Here is a 15914-nt window from a genome sequence, read left to right on the forward strand (position 1 = left end):
AAACAGCCCGGGCACAAGGCCCGGGCTGCTTGGTATCATGCGGTCAGCTGACGGATCAACGGAACTTGACGGTCTCGTTCTTGCCGTCTTTCACTTCGATCTCGCGGTAGGACCCAGCGCTTTCGCCCGGACCGATCAGTTCGACACCCGAAGCGCCGACATAGTCGATGTCCTGACCAGCGGCCAGCAGTTCCAGACCCTTGGCCAGTTCACCCGGATAGATCTTCTCGCCGGGGGCGTTGGCCACATCCAGGATCTTGCCACCGTACTGGGCCGGATCGGCCGACCCTGCGGCCTGCATGGCCAGCATGAACAGCGCGGCAGCGTCATAGCTTTCGGGCGAGTAGGGCGACGAGCCGTCAAAGCCCGCGGCTTCGGCCATCGCGAAATATTTCTCGGCGCCTTCACCGCCGGAACCGGCGATCTGACCAAACGAGCCGTCCAGATCGGGGCCGACATTCGCAGGCAGCGAGTCACCGATCATGCCGCCCGGCAGACCGAACGTGTCGAACGCGCCGCTGTCCAGAGCGGACTGGATGATGCCCAGACCACCCTGATCCAGGTAACCGGCAACCACGAGGATGTCACCGCCGGCCGAGGCCAGCGCGCCGACTTCGGCCGAATAGTCCGCTTTGCCGTCTTCATGTGCTGCAACGATGGTCACTTCGCCGCCCACGGCCTCGAACGACGACTGGATCGCGTCGGCCAGACCTTTGCCGTAGTCGTTGTTGGTATAGGTCAGAGCGATCGAGTTGATGCCGCGGTCTTTCAGAATGTCGGCCATAACCTGACCTTCACGCGCATCCGACGGGGCGGTGCGGAAGAACAGGCCGTTGTCTTCCATCGTCGACAGGCCGGGCGAGGTCGCCGACGGCGAGATCATGACCATGCCATTCGGAATAGCGACGTTCTGCAGGATTGCGCCAGTCACACCCGAGCAGTCGCCGCCGATGATGCCGGCAACGCCATCGGCGATCATGCGTTCGCCGTTCGAGGTGGCCAGACCGTTGTCGATGCAGCCGGTATCGGCACGCGACGGGGTGACGGTGGCGCCGCCCAGCAGCTTGCCGGATTCGGTCACTTCGGCCATCGCCAGTTCGGCGCCCGAACCCATTGCCGGGGCCAGCGATTCAATCGGCCCGGTAAATCCGAACAGAACGCCCAGTTTGACGTCTTCGGCCATTGCGGCACCAGCCAGCAATGCGGTTGCTGCAGTCGCAGTAAGCAGCTTTTTCATTAGGTTACTCCCTTGTTGGAACGTATGCGTTCTGAGCAAGACCCTAGGCAAGCTGTTCAGAAAAGAAAAGTCCAAACAGGAATGTGTCTTTTGGCTGAACAACTCTATTTGTTTTCTAAGGTTTGGTTCCCGGGCGGCTCATTCTGACCGGGATTGGAGCGATAGATATGATCAGGGTTTTCACGATTCTCATTCTGATGATTTGCGGCAGCGTCGCGTCGGGCGAGTCATTGAAGACATCCGCAGGCGAGGTCTCGGTGACGACCATGCTTGCCGGCCTCGATACGCCCTGGGCGATCGGCCTGCTGCCTGATGGCAGTTTTTTGGTTACCGAGCGCGACGGCCAGTTGCTTTTGGCGCGTGACGGCAAGGCCACCAAGGTACGGGGCGTTCCGAAAGTCGCGGCGCAAGGGCAGGGCGGTCTGCTGGACGTAACCATCGCCCGCGATTTTGACCGCACCAGAGAGGTGTTTCTCACATTCTCGAAGCCACAGAGCGGCGGGGCCGGTACGGCGGTTGCCGTGGCGCGCCTGTCCGAGAACGGCAAGCGGCTGACCAACCTGAAGGTGATATTCGAAGCGGTTCCCGGCGGCTCGGGTGGCCGGCATTTCGGATCGCGCGTGGTCGAGGCGCAGGACGGGACGCTGTTCATCACTTTGGGGGATCGTGGCGACAGGCCGACCGCACAGGACCGCTCGAACCACATGGGGACGGTTATTCGGATCAACCGCGATGGCTCGATCCCGGCGGATAATCCGTTTGTCGCGCAAGAAGGCATCCGCCCCGAGATCTGGTCCTTTGGTCATCGCAATCCGCAAGGCGCTGATATTGATACGAGTGGCCGGTTGTGGGTCTCGGAACATGGCGCCAAGGGCGGGGACGAAGTGAACCTTGTGAAACCCGGCGCCAACTACGGTTGGCCGGTCATTTCCTACGGGACGCATTATTCCGGAGAGAAGATCGGCGAAGGCACCAGCAAGGCCGGAATGGAACAGCCGCGCTTGTATTGGGATCCGTCCATCGCGCCGTCGGGCTTGATGGTCTATTCCGGCGGGATGTTTCCCGAATGGCAGGGTGACATCTTCGTGGGTTCGCTGAAATTCGACTATATCGCACGGCTGTCCGGCAACCCGTTGCGCGAGGTCGAGCAGATCAAAGGCCCCGAGACCGAACGGGTCCGTGACATCGTGCAGGCCCCGGATGGGGCGATCTGGTTCATCTCGGTCGGGCAGGGTGCGGTTTACAGGATTTCCCGTTCGTCCTAGGAGTGCAGCGATACACTTCTAAGAGGATTGAGATGTTCCGCATTCTCGCAGCAATATTTTTGTCCCTTTCGACACTTCCCGCCGCGGCCGACGAGGTCTTTGCGACCTATGCCGATTACGAAGCCTTCGTCGACACCAAGATCAAGAACCGCGAGTTCTCGAACGTCATCAACCGGTTGGGCGGCGCCGACGAATACACGCCGCAGCAGATGCAAGTCCTGCAAGGGCAGCTACGTGACCTTGTTCCGTACTACCTGACCAATGCCGACGTTGCCAAACGGGTCGAGCTTGAGAACGGGTTCGCGCAGGAAATGCGGATCTACTGGAACGACAAGAACAGCTATCTCTACTATTACGCTCTTCTGCACCAACGCGACGACGGCGTGATGGTTCTGCAGTTCAGCATCAACACCAGCGCCGAGTCCATTCTGGCGAAGTTCTAGGTGTCAGACCGACAGCCGTCCACTCTGCGTTCCACGCTCGCGATAGGGCGTGGTGTTGTAATGCGCGCGGTAGCATTTCGAGAAATGGCTGGGGCTGGCAAAACCGCAGGCCAAGGCCACGTTGATCACGCTCATGTCGGTCTGCATCAGCAGGTTGCGCGCCTTGTGCAGCCGCAATTCCATGTAATAGCGCTTGGGCGAACGGCTCAGATACCGGCGGAACAGCCGCTCGAGCTGGCGGGTCGACATGCCAACATCCTTGGCCAGGATCGAGGGCGAAATCGGCTCCTCGATGTTCTTCTCCATCATCAGGATGACCTGGCTCAGCTTGGGGTGGCGCACACCGATCCGCGTGGGCGTCGAAAGGCGCTGGGTGTCCTGATCGGTGCGGATAGAGGAATAGATCATCTGGTCAGCTACGGCGTTAGCCAACTCTTCACCGTAGTCATCGGCAATCAGCTTCAGCATCAGGTCGATTGACGAGGTGCCACCAGCCGTTGTCATCCGGTTGCCGTCGATCAGAAAGACGGATTTCGTCAGTTCGACGTTTTCGAACTCTTCCGCAAAGCTGTCGGCGTTTTCCCAGTGGATGGTGGCGCGTTTGCCGTCCAGCAGGCCGGCTTTGGCAAGGGTATAGGCGGCTGTGCACAAGCCACCGATCTTCAGACCTTTGCGGGCCTCGCGGCGCAGCCAGTTCAGAACCTTTTTGGTGGTCGCCGCCTGAACATCGACGCCGCCACATACAAGGATCACCTCGTCCCGCTGCAGTTCGTCCAGGTCGCGGTCAAGCTCGAACGTCGTCCCGGCCGAGCAGCTGACCACCTCTCCGCCTTCACCGGCCAGCGACCAGGTATAGATCTGCTGATCCGCCATCCGATTGGCAATCCGAAGGCTGTCCAGTGCCGAGGCAAAAGACAGCAACGAAAACTTGTCGAGCAACACGAATACGAAATTGAGCGGCTTGGCCGCGCGCTTGTCCACAGTGACAACTTGGCGTTGCTCTTGCATGGCGAACTGTCCTTGATTCGGCGGGCCGAGGCCCGAGGCCTGCGGCGAATTTGACCGACACCATGCTCAAAGCTTGTTTCCGACGTCAAGAGGCGCAAATCGGATATGGTCTCTGGTCTATGGATTTTGTATAGAGACCACCTGAATTACCTCAGCGGAGATCAAAGCTATGACCGAGTGGCAAAAAACGAACTGGCGCAGCAAGCCGCGGGTTCAGATGCCAGACTATACCGACGCGGCCGCGCTGGCCAAAGTCGAGGCCAAGCTTTCGCAGTATCCCCCGCTGGTTTTTGCGGGCGAGGCCCGGCGTCTGAAACAGCACTTGGGCGCGGCCGGCCGTGGCGAGGCCTTCCTGCTGCAGGGTGGGGACTGCGCCGAAAGCTTCGACCAGTTCAGCGCCGATGCGATCCGCGACACCTTCAAGGTGATGCTGCAGATGGCGATGGTTCTGACCTATGGTGCCAAGGTTCCGGTGGTCAAGGTGGGCCGTATGGCCGGCCAGTTCGCCAAGCCGCGCAGCGCGCCGACCGAAGTGGTCGATGGCGTAGAATTGCCAAGCTACCGTGGTGACATCATCAACGAGCTGGCCTTCACGCCCGAGGCGCGTATCCCGAACCCGGAAAAGATGCTGCAGGCCTATACCCAGGCTGCAGCCACTCTGAACCTGCTGCGCGCGTTCTCGACCGGCGGTTTCGCGGACATGAGCCGTGTGCATTCCTGGACCTTGGGCTTTACCAACGAACAGGACGTCCAGAAGTATTCCGAGATCGCCGACCGCATTCAGGACACGATCGACTTCATGGAGGCCGCTGGCATCACCGCAGATACCACCCATGAATTCTCGACCGTCGAGTTCTACACCAGCCACGAAGGTCTGTTGCTGGAATATGAGGAGGCGCTGACGCGACTGGATTCGACTTCGGGCAAATGGCTGGCCGGCTCGGGCCACATGATCTGGATCGGCGATCGCACCCGTCAGCCCGACGGCGCGCATGTCGAATTCTGCCGGGGCGTGCTGAACCCGATCGGTCTGAAATGCGGCCCGACGACAACGGCCGAAGACCTCAAGGTTCTGATGTCCAAGCTGAACCCGGACAACGAAGAAGGCCGTCTGACCCTGATCGCGCGCTTCGGCGCGGGCAAGGCGGGCGAGCACCTGCCGCGCCTGATCAAGGCCGTCAAGGAAGAGGGCGCCAAGGTGACCTGGGTCTGCGACCCGATGCACGGGAACACGATCAAGTCGGCCACCGGCTACAAGACCCGTCCGTTCGAATCGGTCCTGCGCGAGGTGCGGGATTTCTTCGGCGTGCATCAGGCCGAGGGCACGATCCCCGGCGGCGTGCATTTCGAGATGACAGGTCTGGACGTGACCGAATGCACCGGCGGCGTCCGCGCCGTCAGCGAAGAGGACCTGTCGGACCGCTACCACACCGCCTGCGACCCGCGCCTGAACGCATCGCAATCGCTGGAGCTGGCGTTCCTGGTGGCTGAAGAGCTGACCAACCTGCGCCGTGACCGAAAGGACCGCGCGGCAAGCTGAGGCATGTCGGATTGAAACGCAAACGGCGGGCCCTCGGGTCCGCCGTTCTGCTTTTTACTCGTCGCGAGAGAATACCAGCCGCAGGTGTTTCGCCGGTCTCTGGAAATCGGCCTGATCCTCGGCAAAACCCACCTCGACAGGCCGGCTGTTGTGGGCCTGATCCTGAATGTTCACCAGCGTGCGGATTCGAGTGTCCGCGATTCCGAACCGGCGCGGAGTAGCGCCGATCGTGCCATCGCTGACCATCACACCCAGCACCCGGCTGACATCCCCCAGATCGCTTCTGAGGGGCAACAGGATCATGCGGGCCTGCAGCCGCGTCCGGCCGAGCTTGCCTTTTGAAACAAGGCTGAACTCACCGATCGCCGGAGCGGCGAACACCTCTTCCAGTGTCTCTGACACCTGATCACGGGCGCTGGGATCAAAGAAGGCGGTCAGAGGCATTCCGCGCACCTCCATCCCCGCGATCTTGTTCAGATGGCTTCCCGCCAGTCGAAACCGGGCGAGGCCGGGCGCGATGCGTTCCAGAATGAATGTGTATTCCAGAATGTTTTCGAGGCCGCGTGGGTCGATCTGGGAACGCTTGGGAACGCCGTCGCCGCTCAGCAGCGCGGTCCAATACGCCTCAGCCTGACGGATGGGGGACAGACTGCGCCCACTGTCAAAGCGATCCATTGCGATGATCTTTCCAGCTTTCGACCCGGAACCATTCCAGAGGAAGGTTTTCATTACCATGCACCTCGTGTCGATTGGCGGCCATCCGGTCCGTGCGCCATGCAAAGCGATAGCGGCCGACCCATCCTTCGACTGACAGATTGACACGGGTTTATTCAATTTTGGACCAAATCTTTAAGGAATGGTTAACTTCTTGCGATGAATTGCACATCCGGCAAGGTCTTGCCCTATGGGGTACGATAGCTTTAGGTGCAGCAGAACAAGGCTGCGCAGCAGTGGGAAAGGGCAGGCATGATCAAATCCATGACCGGTTTTGCATCCGGAAAGGGCGCATTGGGGCCGCACAGCTGGAGCTGGGAACTGCGCAGTGTCAACGGCAAGGGTCTGGACATGCGGTTGCGGGTGCCGGACTGGCTGACGGGACTTGAGGCTGCGCTGCGCGCGGATATGTCCAAACAGATCAGCCGGGGCAACGTGACGCTGAGCCTGCGCGTCGCCCGCGAAGAAACCGCCGCGGAACTGAAGCTGAACGAAGGCGCAATGAGCGCCGCGCTGGATGCGTTGGCGCAAGCCGAGGAATTGGCGGTCAACAAGGGCGTCGCGCTTGCACCGTCAAAAGCCAGCGATCTGCTGATGCTCAAGGGGATGCTGGACGCAGCAGCCGAAGACGACGATCCCGCTCCGCTGGTCGAGGCGTTGAAATCCGAATTTGGCAGTCTGCTGGCCGAGTTTGTGACAATGCGCCGGGATGAGGGGCAAGCCCTGGCTTCCGTCCTGTCTGCCCAGTTGGATCAGATCCAGACCCTGACCGAGCAGGCCACCGAGCTGGCCGAGCGGCGCAAGGAAGCCATGGCCGACACTCTGCGCCAGAACCTCGCGCGGGTCATGGAAAACAGTCAGGGCGCTGATCCTGACCGGGTGGCGCAGGAGTTGGCCCTGATCGCGGTCAAGGCGGACATCACCGAAGAACTGGACCGCCTGGCCGCGCATGTCGTAGCCGCGCGCGCTCTGCTGGAGCAGGAGGCCCCGGTCGGCCGCAAGCTGGATTTCCTGATGCAGGAGTTCAACCGCGAGGCCAACACGCTGTGCTCCAAATCCCAGAACTCGGAACTGACATCGGTCGGTCTGGAGTTGAAGGCGGTGATCGACCAGTTGAGAGAGCAGGTGCAAAATGTTGAATAAGCAAGGAAAAGTGTAATGGCGGATCGCCGCGGTCTACTCATCATCCTGTCGTCGCCCTCGGGTGCCGGAAAATCCACTTTGGCCCGTCGCCTGATGGAGTGGGACACCGATCTCGAATTTTCGATCTCGGCCACCACACGCGCCCCGCGCCCGGGTGAGGAACATGGACGCGAATACTATTTTCTCAGCGAAGATGATTTCCGCCAGCAGGTATCAAATGGGCAGATGCTTGAGCATGCCCACGTGTTCGGCAATTTCTACGGCTCACCAGCTGGTCCAGTGCGCGAAGCGATCCAGAGCGGGCGGGACGTGCTTTTTGACGTGGACTGGCAGGGTGAAGTGCAGATACGGAATTCCGAGCTGGGCAAACATGCGTTGTCCATTTTCATTCTACCGCCATCGATCAAAGAGCTGCGCCGCCGGCTTGAAACCCGCGGTCAGGACAGCGCCGACGTCATTTCCAAGCGCATGATGAAAAGCTGGGACGAAATCAGCCATTGGGGCTACTACGACTATGTGTTGATCAATGACGATCTGGCCACAACCGAGGAAAAGCTGAAGACGATCGTCAGCGCCGAGCGGATGCGCCGTATTCAGCAGCCTCGGTTGCAGGATCACGTCCGCGCCCTGCAATACGAATTCGAGAGCATGTCATGACCATTTACGCATTGGGACAGGACGTCCCGCAGATTCACGAAGACAGCTGGGTTGCGCCGGACGCGAACCTGATCGGCAAAGTTGTCCTGGAGCAAGGTGCATCTGTTTGGTTCGGGTGCACGATCCGCGCCGATCACGAAGAAATCCGCGTGGGCGAGGGCAGCAACGTTCAGGAGAACTGCGTGATGCATATCGACGCCGGATTTCCTCTGACGATCGGAAAGAACTGCACCATCGGCCACAAAGTGATGCTGCATGGCTGCACCATCGGTGACAACAGCCTGATTGGTATGGGGGCCATCGTTTTGAACGGCGCGAAGATCGGCCGGAACTGCCTGATCGGGGCAGGGGCCCTGATCACGGAAGGCAAGGAGATCCCCGACAACTCGCTGGTGATGGGAGCCCCGGGCAAGGTGGTCCGGCAACTGGACGAGGCGGCGGCTCAGCGGATCACGTTCAGCGCGCTCCACTATCAAGAGAACATGCGCAAGTTCCGGGAAACGCTGGCGCCCGTTTCGCCCGGCGCATAGGTCCTGTGAACCGGTCATGAGCAACGAATTGCTTGCCGAAGTCGTCTCTGCCTTGCCGATGCCCGCATTGATGGTCGATCAGACCGAGCGGATCATCGCTTCGAACGCGGATGCGCGTGCGCTGTTGGGTCGAAACATCGACGGTCGCCATTTTGCGACGATCCTGCGACAGCCGCAGGTCATCGAAGCGATGGAGAAGAGCTTGCGAAGCAAGGGGCCGGCCAACAGCCGGCATCTGGCGAACGACGGCGCACAGGACACTGCGTTTCAGGTCCACTGTCGGTACATGCAGGGCGTCGGCGCGGTTTCCGGTGGCGCGGTTCTGGCAACGTTCATGGATGTGACCCACCTCGAGCAGGCCAGCCAGATGCGTCGTGACTTCGTTGCCAATGTCAGCCACGAACTTCGTACCCCACTGACCGCTCTGATGGGATTCATCGAGACCTTGCAAGGACCAGCGAAGGATGACGCGGCCGCCCGGGACAGATTCCTGAAGATCATGACATCCGAGGCCAACCGGATGAATCGTCTGGTTGGTGACCTGTTGTCGTTGAATCGGGTCGAAAGCGAAGAGCGCATTCGGCCAAGGCAGCAGATCGAACTGATCGAGCTGCTGCACGTGACGCTCGAGACGCTACGCCCCTTGGCTGATGACGCGGGTGTTTCCCTGACCCTGAGCGCCCCGGATAACCCCGTTCGCCTTCCGGGCGACAATGACCAGTTGCGGCAGGTTTTCACAAACCTTGTTGAAAACGCAATCAAATATGGTGGCAGCGGTGGCAGTGTGGATGTGCAAGTGTCGGTCTCTGATCAGGATACCGCCATCCGGGGGGCGGCCGCCCGGGTGAGGGTCATCGACAAGGGGCCGGGCATTGACCCGGTTCATCTGCCCCGGCTTACCGAACGGTTTTACCGCGCCGACAGCCATCGCTCGCGCGAACTGGGGGGTACGGGGCTGGGCCTGGCTATCGTCAAGCACATCATCAACCGCCACCGCGGCCGGTTGCGGGTGGAAAGTGATTTGGGAAAGGGCGCGGTGTTCACCGTCATTTTGCCCATGTAAGACCGGCGCGTGATAGGCTAGGAACGGCCAAGCCGAGCACTCGGACCAAAAAACGAAGGACCCGCCACCCGTGGATAGCGCATTGGAACCCGAAACCCTCAAGGTCTCAGCCAGGAACGTGAACGTGTTCTATGGTGACACGCACGCCATCAAGGACGTGAATGTAGAAATCCAGGACAAGACCGTCACGGCGTTCATTGGGCCCTCGGGGTGCGGCAAGTCTACCTTTTTGCGATGTCTGAACCGGATGAACGACACCATCGACATCTGTCGGGTCGAAGGTGAAATCCGCCTGGATGGGGAAGACATCTATGACAAGCGGATCGACCCCGTGCAACTGCGCGCCAAGGTCGGCATGGTGTTTCAGAAACCCAACCCTTTTCCAAAGTCGATCTATGACAACATCGCATACGGCCCGCGCATTCATGGTCTGGCCAAGACCAAGGCCGAACTTGACGAGATCGTCGAGAAATCCCTACGCCGCGGTGCCATCTGGGACGAGGTGAAGGATCGCCTGGATGCCCCTGGTACTGGTTTGTCAGGGGGGCAACAACAGCGCCTGTGTATCGCCCGCGCCATCGCCACAGCTCCCGAAGTTCTGTTGATGGACGAGCCCTGTTCGGCGCTGGACCCGATTGCCACCGCCCAGGTCGAAGAGCTGATTGATGAACTGCGTGAGAGGTTTTCGGTCGTGATTGTCACCCACTCGATGCAACAGGCGGCGCGCGTCAGCCAGAAAACGGCGTTTTTTCACTTGGGCAATCTTGTCGAGTTCGGTGATACCGCCCAAATCTTCACCAACCCCGAAGACCCGCGTACCGAAAGCTACATCACCGGCCGTATCGGCTGAGAACAGGTAAAAGACCATGAGCGAACAACATATTGCATCTGCCTTCGACCGCGATCTTGAGGCGGTTCAAGCCCACATCATGAAAATGGGTGGTCTGGTCGAGGCCGCGATCACAGGTGCGGCCCGTTCGCTGGAAACGCGGGATGAGGAACTGGCGCAGCAGGTGCGGCAGGGCGACAAGGCCATTGATGCGCTCGAGGACCTGATCAACGAAGAAACCGCCCGGGTGATCGCTTTGCGGGCTCCCACCGCCGGCGACCTGCGGTTGGTGCTGTCGGTTCTCAAGGTTTCGGCCAACCTGGAACGCATCGGCGATTACGCAAAGAACATCGCCAAGCGTACCACCATTCTGGTCGAGGCCAACCAGATCGGCGGCAGCACCGCCGCACTGCGCCGCATGGCGCGCGAGGTCGAGCGGATGCTGCGTGACGCATTGGATGCCTATATTCAAAGGGATGCTGAGCTGGCCCGTGACGTCATCGATCGGGACCAGGAAGTGGACCAGATGTACAACGGCCTGTTCCGCGAGTTGCTGACCTTCATGGCTGAAGACCCGCGCAACATCACGGCATGCATGCATCTGCATTTCATCGCCAAGAACATCGAGCGGATGGGTGACCACGTCACTGCCATCGCCGAACAGGTGATCTATCTGGTGACCGGCGAACGGCCGACCGAAGCGCGCCCGAAAGCAGACAACACCTCGCAATCTCTGTAGGGAGTGGCCGGCATGCCGACAGGCCAGCCGACTATCCTGATCGTCGATGATGAGCCGGCGCTGCGCGAGGTGCTGGCCTACAACATGCAGTCCGCCGGGTACGAAGTGGTTCAGGCGGCAAGCGGCGAAGAAGCCCTGGTGCTGGTCCAAGAGGTGGCGCCTGATTTGATCGTGCTTGACTGGATGATGCCCAATCTCAGTGGGATTGAGTTGTGTCGTCAGCTAAAGGCACGCCCGCAGACCCGCGCAATTCCGATCATCATGCTGTCGGCGCGGTCGGATGAGGTGGACAAAGTGCGTGGTTTGGAGACGGGGGCCGATGACTATGTGGCCAAACCGTATTCGATGGCGGAGTTGATGGCGCGGATCCGAGCTCAACTGCGTCGGGTACGCCCGGCGGCGGCTGCGGAAACCCTAGAATACGACGACATCATCGTGGACCTCGAAAGCCACAAGGCCAGTCGAGCGGGCAAGCCGCTCCGGATGGGACCAACCGAATTCGGGCTGCTGAGCACCTTCATGGAAAAGCCGGGGCGCGTGTTCAGTCGCGATCAGCTATTGGGCCGTGCCTGGGGGCGTGACGTCTATGTCGATTCCCGCACCGTGGATGTCCATATTGGTCGACTGCGCAAGGCTTTGACGGCATTCGGCGGATCCGACCCCCTTCGAACGGTTCGAGGTGCTGGATACGCGCTGGATTAGCCTACCTGGGCAGTGTTTCGTCGTTTTGGGCCTGAGAAGCCAACCAGTGACGGAAGTGCCGAAGTGTCGGATCTTCGGACTTTGAGCTTGGCCAGACCAGGTAATAGGCCCCCATGGTTTCAACCGGATCCTTGCAGGCCGCAACAAGCCTGCCGGTCGCCAGGTCTTGCTCGATCAGGTAGTTGGGCAGCAAGGCGACGCCCAGCCCATGCAGGGCGGCTTGATTGATGGTCGTGAATTGATCGTGCACCGTACCGGGCAGGGCGCCTGAATGCGGAACACCCATTTGCTTGAACCATTCTTGCCAGGCGCGCGGGCGGGTCTGGATGTGAAGCAGGGGCAGTTTCAGCAATTCGCGCGGATCGTCCGGCGCGCCTCCTGGCAGCAGCGCGGGGGAACATACAGGCAGAACCCTTTCCACCTTCAGCAGCAAGCGCTCGGTGCCGGGCCAATCCGGTTCCCCGAAATGTAACGCGGCATCAAAGGGTTCCGATGAGAAGTTGAATGGCCTCAGACGCGTGGACATGTTGATCGTGATGTCAGGATGCAAACGGGCGAAATCCGGCAGCCGTGGCACCAGCCAACGCATTCCGAATGTCGGCAGGATTGCCAGATTCAGCGTTCCACCCACTGGCGCGACGTGCAGTTTCAGGGAAGCCTGCGCAATTTGGTTCAGACCTTGTCGAATTTCCGCGACATAGTCCTGCGCCACCGGCGTCAACGCCAATCGCTTTTTGTCACGCAGAATGAGCTGCACGCCCAGCTGGGTCTCGAGCGTCTGCAGTTGCCGGCTGACGGCGCTCTGGGTCAGCGCAAGCTCTTCCGCGGCGGCCGAGGCGGAGCCCAGCCGGTCCAACGCTTCGAGCGCGCGAAGCGAAGAAATTGACGGAAAGAGTCGACGAGGCGTATCCATCTATGCGTTTTACTCATGAAAACTTGCAAATGTCTCGCTGTTTTTTGCGTAAATTGCAGGGTAGGGTGCGTGTGAACTTCAGTTTGGAGCCAGAAGATGAACGCCCCCGACACCAAACCTGCATTGCGCGCAAAGGATGCGCCCGATCTTGGCCGCTTTACTTGGTACGATCCGTTCCGCCTGTCTGATCAACTGACCGAGGATGAACGCCTGATCGCCGACAGCGCCCGTGCGTATGCGCAGGAAAAGCTGCAACCTCGGGTAACTCAGGCGTTTCAGAACGAGGAAACCGATCCTGAAATCTTCCGTGAGATGGGCGAAATGGGCCTGCTGGGCACCACCATTCCCGAGGAATACGGCGGGATTGGCGCCGGTTACGTAACCTACGGTCTCGTCGCGCGCGAGGTCGAACGTGTGGATTCCGGCTATCGCTCGATGATGTCGGTGCAAAGCTCGCTGGTGATGTATCCGATCTATGCCTATGGCAGCGAAGAGCAGCGCCGGAAATACCTGCCGAAACTGGCCAGTGGTGAATGGATCGGTTGCTTTGGCCTGACCGAACCGGATGCGGGATCTGATCCGGCTGGTATGAAAACCCGGGCAGAAAAGATCGACGGCGGCTACCGTCTGACCGGCAGCAAAATGTGGATTTCAAACGCGCCAATCGCCGATGTGTTTGTTGTCTGGGCCAAGTCCGATGCGCATGACGGAAAGATCCGCGGCTTCGTACTTGAAAAAGGCGCCAAGGGTCTGGGCGCGCCAAAGATCCAAAACAAGCTTAGCCTGCGCGCGTCAATCACCGGTGAAATCGTTATGGACGGCGTGGAGGTCGACGACAGTGCCTTGTTGCCGCACGTCCAGGGCCTGAAAGGGCCATTCGGATGCTTGAATCGAGCGCGCTATGGCATCAGTTGGGGTGTCATGGGGGCTGCAGAATGCTGCTGGCATGCGGCGCGTCAGTACGGTTTGGATCGAAAGCAGTTCAATCGTCCTTTGGCGCAGACACAGCTATTCCAGAAGAAACTGGCGGACATGCAGACTGAAATCGCGTTGGGTTTACAGGCCAGCCTGACGGTCGGACGGCTGATGGACAAAGCCGAAGCCGCGCCTGAGATGATCTCGATCATCAAGCGGAACAATTGCGGCAAGGCGTTGGATATCGCGCGGATGGCGCGGGACATGCATGGTGGCAACGGGATCTCGTTGGAGTTCCAAGTCATTCGTCACATGGTCAACCTTGAGACCGTCAATACCTACGAGGGCACGCATGATGTTCATGCGTTGATCTTGGGGCGGGCGCAGACCGGGTTGCAAGCATTCTACTGATCCGCAACCCAAAGTGCGCGTAATCGGTATTATGTAATTAAAGTGCAAGGCCTGGCACCGCTACGTTCGCGTTGGCGGTGCTATTTCAACCTGTTACGGTCCTGTGTGAAACCAAGACAGGATGCGCTGATGGACCTTCAAGGCAAAATCGTAGTTATTACCGGTGCAGCCCACGGCATCGGCAAAGGTATGGCGACGCGCTTCGCGGCGGACGGCGCGCGTGTGATCTGTGCGGATATCGATGAAGCCGGTGCCGAAGCCGTCGCGCAGGACATTGGCGGGCATTCGGTCAAATGCGATGTGGCCGACGAACACGAAATCCAGGCAATGATCGAAAGCGTTGAATCCAGCATCGGCCCCATTGATCTGTTCTGTGCCAACGCCGGCATTCTGACGCTTGGCGGTCTCGATGTTCCCGATGCGCATTGGGATAGGATCTGGAAGATCAACGTCATGTCTCATGTGTGGACGGCCCGCCATCTGGTGCCGCGGATGATTGCGCGCGACGGCGGCTACATATTGATCACGGCTTCCGCTGCGGGGCTGCTCAACCAGCCCGGAGCCGCGCCATACGGAGTCACCAAACATGCGGCGGTTGGTTTCGCGGAATGGCTGGCTTTGACCTATGCCGACAAAGGCATCCGGGTCTCGGTCTTGTGTCCTCAGGCCGTCCGATCGGAAATGACCAAAGGGTTTGAAGACTCAGTAGCCGCGATTGATGGCATGCTTGAACCCGAGGACGTGGCACAGGCATGTGTCGAGGCCATTGGGGCTGAGAGCTTTCTGGTTCTGCCGCACCCGCAGGTTCTGGACTACATGCGCTTGAAAACCGCCGATTACGACCGTTGGATTTCGGGAATGAACAAGTTGAATCAGCAGTTTGCAGGCGATACCTAGTCTTTCTTACGAGCGCGGCGCAGAAGGCCTTCCTGCGCGACGGACGCGACCAAGGTACCATCCTGCGTATAGATTGACCCGCGGTTGAAGCTGCGTCCCTGCCCTGTCCATGGCGACTCCATGGAATAGAGATGCCAGTTCTGGAATTGAACCGGCGCATGAAACCAGATCGCGTGATCCAGGCTCGCGCCATTGATTTCGCCCGTGAACCAGCTCAACCCGTGCGGACGCATGCCGGAACTCAGCAGCGCCATGTCCGAGGCATAGGCCAGCAACAGGTGTTGGGTCACGTGATCAGCCTGTTCCGCTGCTCCCATGCGGAACCACAGATGGTTTCGGTCGTCGCTTTTCTCGGGCTGAAATATGTCCAGGGGATCAATCTCGCGCACCTCGATCGGGCGTTCGCGGAGCAATTCGGCGCGCAGCCTTTCGGGAACGCGGTTCAGGTATTTCTGCCGCAATTCATCGCGTGACGGTTGCGTTTCGGGCGCTGGGACATCAGGCATCGCGTGCTGATGGTCCCAGCCTTCATCCTGAATGTGGAACGAGGCCGACATGTTGAGGATCTGCTTGCCGTGCTGGATTGCCACCACGCGCCGTGTGGTGAACGACCCGCCATCCCGTGCGCGATCCACCTGATAGATAACCGGAATTTCCGGATCTCCCGGACGGATAAAATAGGCATGCAGCGAATGGCAAAGGCGGTTTTCGACCGTTCGGTATGCTGCTGCCAAAGCCTGTGCGATGACCTGACCACCAAATATCCGCGTGGGCGTTTCACCGCCGGACCCGGTGCCTCGGAACAGGTCAACTTCAAGGCGTTCAATGTCCAGCAAATCCAACAGAATGCGTTCGGCTTCGGTCATTCGACTCTCTCTGGTTCTGTTCGTGATCGGCCTAGCAGGCCC

The 15914-nt window shown here is 59.8% G+C and carries 17 protein-coding genes; 12 read left to right on the plus strand and 5 right to left on the minus strand.

Going from position 1 to position 15914, the window contains the following annotated elements; all coding sequences use genetic code 11:
• Positions 1 to 55 precede the first annotated feature (55 nt).
• Positions 56 to 1237: an ABC transporter substrate-binding protein gene (locus ACR0FC_RS04785; protein ID WP_170338589.1), complete on the minus strand. Its 1182-nt coding sequence runs from the start codon at positions 1235 to 1237 to the stop codon at positions 56 to 58.
• 167 nt (positions 1238 to 1404) lie between these two features.
• On the opposite strand from ACR0FC_RS04785, the gene ACR0FC_RS04790 reads away from it, so the two are divergent.
• Together ACR0FC_RS04790 and ACR0FC_RS04795 are read left to right on the plus strand one after the other, a co-directional pair.
• Complete coding sequence (locus ACR0FC_RS04790) at positions 1405 to 2502, plus strand: PQQ-dependent sugar dehydrogenase (protein ID WP_170338591.1); 1098 nt, start codon at positions 1405 to 1407, stop codon at positions 2500 to 2502.
• A 32-nt stretch (positions 2503 to 2534) separates the two neighbouring features.
• Complete coding sequence (locus ACR0FC_RS04795; protein ID WP_170338593.1) at positions 2535 to 2945, plus strand: hypothetical protein; 411 nt, start codon at positions 2535 to 2537, stop codon at positions 2943 to 2945.
• Between the two features lie 3 nt (positions 2946 to 2948).
• Here ACR0FC_RS04795 and ACR0FC_RS04800 read toward each other — a convergent pair whose 3' ends face one another.
• Positions 2949 to 3953, minus strand: a complete 1005-nt coding sequence (locus ACR0FC_RS04800; RefSeq protein WP_170338595.1) for a GlxA family transcriptional regulator — start codon at positions 3951 to 3953, stop codon at positions 2949 to 2951.
• A gap of 169 nt (positions 3954 to 4122) precedes the next feature.
• Here ACR0FC_RS04800 and ACR0FC_RS04805 point away from each other — a divergent pair, with 169 nt between their 5' ends.
• Positions 4123 to 5493 (plus strand): class II 3-deoxy-7-phosphoheptulonate synthase, encoded by a 1371-nt coding sequence (locus ACR0FC_RS04805; protein ID WP_093962074.1) that lies wholly within the window; start codon positions 4123 to 4125, stop codon positions 5491 to 5493.
• A 54-nt stretch (positions 5494 to 5547) separates the two neighbouring features.
• Here ACR0FC_RS04805 and ACR0FC_RS04810 read toward each other — a convergent pair whose 3' ends face one another.
• Positions 5548 to 6222: a PAS domain-containing protein gene (locus ACR0FC_RS04810; protein ID WP_170338597.1), complete on the minus strand. Its 675-nt coding sequence runs from the start codon at positions 6220 to 6222 to the stop codon at positions 5548 to 5550.
• A gap of 237 nt (positions 6223 to 6459) precedes the next feature.
• On the opposite strand from ACR0FC_RS04810, the gene ACR0FC_RS04815 reads away from it, so the two are divergent.
• The 7 genes from ACR0FC_RS04815 to phoB all read left to right on the plus strand — a co-directional run bounded on the left by ACR0FC_RS04815 (position 6460) and on the right by phoB (position 11870).
• On the plus strand, positions 6460 to 7350 hold the full coding sequence (locus ACR0FC_RS04815) for a YicC/YloC family endoribonuclease (RefSeq protein WP_170338598.1): 891 nt from the start codon (positions 6460 to 6462) through the stop codon (positions 7348 to 7350).
• 15 nt (positions 7351 to 7365) lie between these two features.
• Positions 7366 to 8007, plus strand: a complete 642-nt coding sequence (gmk, locus tag ACR0FC_RS04820) for a guanylate kinase (RefSeq protein ID WP_170338600.1) — start codon at positions 7366 to 7368, stop codon at positions 8005 to 8007.
• Positions 8004 to 8537 carry a gamma carbonic anhydrase family protein gene (locus ACR0FC_RS04825; RefSeq protein WP_093962071.1) on the plus strand — a complete coding sequence of 178 codons (534 nt, stop codon included), beginning with the start codon at positions 8004 to 8006 and terminating at the stop codon, positions 8535 to 8537. The genes gmk and ACR0FC_RS04825 overlap by 4 nt, the downstream gene beginning before the upstream one ends.
• A 16-nt stretch (positions 8538 to 8553) precedes the next feature.
• Positions 8554 to 9600 (plus strand): ATP-binding protein, encoded by a 1047-nt coding sequence (locus tag ACR0FC_RS04830; RefSeq protein ID WP_170338603.1) that lies wholly within the window; start codon positions 8554 to 8556, stop codon positions 9598 to 9600.
• A 70-nt stretch (positions 9601 to 9670) separates the two neighbouring features.
• A complete protein-coding gene (pstB, locus tag ACR0FC_RS04835; RefSeq protein ID WP_093962069.1) occupies positions 9671 to 10450 on the plus strand; it encodes a phosphate ABC transporter ATP-binding protein PstB in 780 nt (259 codons plus the stop codon).
• Between the two features lie 16 nt (positions 10451 to 10466).
• The gene (phoU, locus tag ACR0FC_RS04840; RefSeq protein WP_093962068.1) at positions 10467 to 11168 is read left to right on the plus strand and encodes a phosphate signaling complex protein PhoU; all 702 of its coding nucleotides are present in this window, start codon (positions 10467 to 10469) and stop codon (positions 11166 to 11168) included.
• Between the two features lie 12 nt (positions 11169 to 11180).
• Complete coding sequence (gene phoB, locus ACR0FC_RS04845; protein WP_170338605.1) at positions 11181 to 11870, plus strand: phosphate regulon transcriptional regulator PhoB; 690 nt, start codon at positions 11181 to 11183, stop codon at positions 11868 to 11870.
• A gap of 1 nt (position 11871) precedes the next feature.
• Here phoB and ACR0FC_RS04850 read toward each other — a convergent pair whose 3' ends face one another.
• Positions 11872 to 12783 carry a LysR family transcriptional regulator gene (locus ACR0FC_RS04850; RefSeq protein ID WP_170338607.1) on the minus strand — a complete coding sequence of 304 codons (912 nt, stop codon included), beginning with the start codon at positions 12781 to 12783 and terminating at the stop codon, positions 11872 to 11874.
• A 96-nt stretch (positions 12784 to 12879) separates the two neighbouring features.
• Between ACR0FC_RS04850 and ACR0FC_RS04855 the strand changes: the two genes are divergently transcribed.
• Together ACR0FC_RS04855 and ACR0FC_RS04860 are read left to right on the plus strand one after the other, a co-directional pair.
• Complete coding sequence (locus ACR0FC_RS04855; protein WP_170338609.1) at positions 12880 to 14109, plus strand: acyl-CoA dehydrogenase; 1230 nt, start codon at positions 12880 to 12882, stop codon at positions 14107 to 14109.
• 129 nt (positions 14110 to 14238) lie between these two features.
• Positions 14239 to 15006 (plus strand): SDR family oxidoreductase, encoded by a 768-nt coding sequence (locus tag ACR0FC_RS04860; RefSeq protein ID WP_170338611.1) that lies wholly within the window; start codon positions 14239 to 14241, stop codon positions 15004 to 15006.
• On the opposite strand, the gene ACR0FC_RS04865 is transcribed toward ACR0FC_RS04860, so the two are convergent.
• Positions 15003 to 15872, minus strand: coding sequence for an acyl-CoA thioesterase (locus tag ACR0FC_RS04865; RefSeq protein ID WP_170338613.1), 870 nt, complete (start codon positions 15870 to 15872; stop codon positions 15003 to 15005). The two genes, ACR0FC_RS04860 and ACR0FC_RS04865, sit on opposite strands and share 4 nt — an antisense overlap.
• Between the last annotated feature and the right edge of the window lie 42 nt (positions 15873 to 15914).

The sequence above is a fragment of the Ruegeria sp. BB9 genome, from assembly GCF_056539345.1.

Bases quoted from the DNA above. Each gene is read 5' to 3' on its own strand.
- ACR0FC_RS04785 (WP_170338589.1), bottom strand. From the start codon at position 1,237: ATGAAAAAGCTGCTTACTGCGACTGCAGCAACCGCATTGCTGGCTGGT.
- ACR0FC_RS04790 (WP_170338591.1), top strand. From the start codon at position 1,405: ATGATCAGGGTTTTCACGATTCTCATTCTGATGATTTGCGGCAGCGTC.
- ACR0FC_RS04795 (WP_170338593.1), top strand. From the start codon at position 2,535: ATGTTCCGCATTCTCGCAGCAATATTTTTGTCCCTTTCGACACTTCCC.
- ACR0FC_RS04800 (WP_170338595.1), bottom strand. From the start codon at position 3,953: ATGCAAGAGCAACGCCAAGTTGTCACTGTGGACAAGCGCGCGGCCAAG.
- ACR0FC_RS04805 (WP_093962074.1), top strand. From the start codon at position 4,123: ATGACCGAGTGGCAAAAAACGAACTGGCGCAGCAAGCCGCGGGTTCAG.
- ACR0FC_RS04810 (WP_170338597.1), bottom strand. From the start codon at position 6,222: ATGAAAACCTTCCTCTGGAATGGTTCCGGGTCGAAAGCTGGAAAGATC.
- ACR0FC_RS04815 (WP_170338598.1), top strand. From the start codon at position 6,460: ATGATCAAATCCATGACCGGTTTTGCATCCGGAAAGGGCGCATTGGGG.
- gmk (WP_170338600.1), top strand. From the start codon at position 7,366: ATGGCGGATCGCCGCGGTCTACTCATCATCCTGTCGTCGCCCTCGGGT.
- ACR0FC_RS04825 (WP_093962071.1), top strand. From the start codon at position 8,004: ATGACCATTTACGCATTGGGACAGGACGTCCCGCAGATTCACGAAGAC.
- ACR0FC_RS04830 (WP_170338603.1), top strand. From the start codon at position 8,554: ATGAGCAACGAATTGCTTGCCGAAGTCGTCTCTGCCTTGCCGATGCCC.
- phoU (WP_093962068.1), top strand. From the start codon at position 10,467: ATGAGCGAACAACATATTGCATCTGCCTTCGACCGCGATCTTGAGGCG.
- phoB (WP_170338605.1), top strand. From the start codon at position 11,181: ATGCCGACAGGCCAGCCGACTATCCTGATCGTCGATGATGAGCCGGCG.
- ACR0FC_RS04850 (WP_170338607.1), bottom strand. From the start codon at position 12,783: ATGGATACGCCTCGTCGACTCTTTCCGTCAATTTCTTCGCTTCGCGCG.
- ACR0FC_RS04855 (WP_170338609.1), top strand. From the start codon at position 12,880: ATGAACGCCCCCGACACCAAACCTGCATTGCGCGCAAAGGATGCGCCC.
- ACR0FC_RS04860 (WP_170338611.1), top strand. From the start codon at position 14,239: ATGGACCTTCAAGGCAAAATCGTAGTTATTACCGGTGCAGCCCACGGC.
- ACR0FC_RS04865 (WP_170338613.1), bottom strand. From the start codon at position 15,872: ATGACCGAAGCCGAACGCATTCTGTTGGATTTGCTGGACATTGAACGC.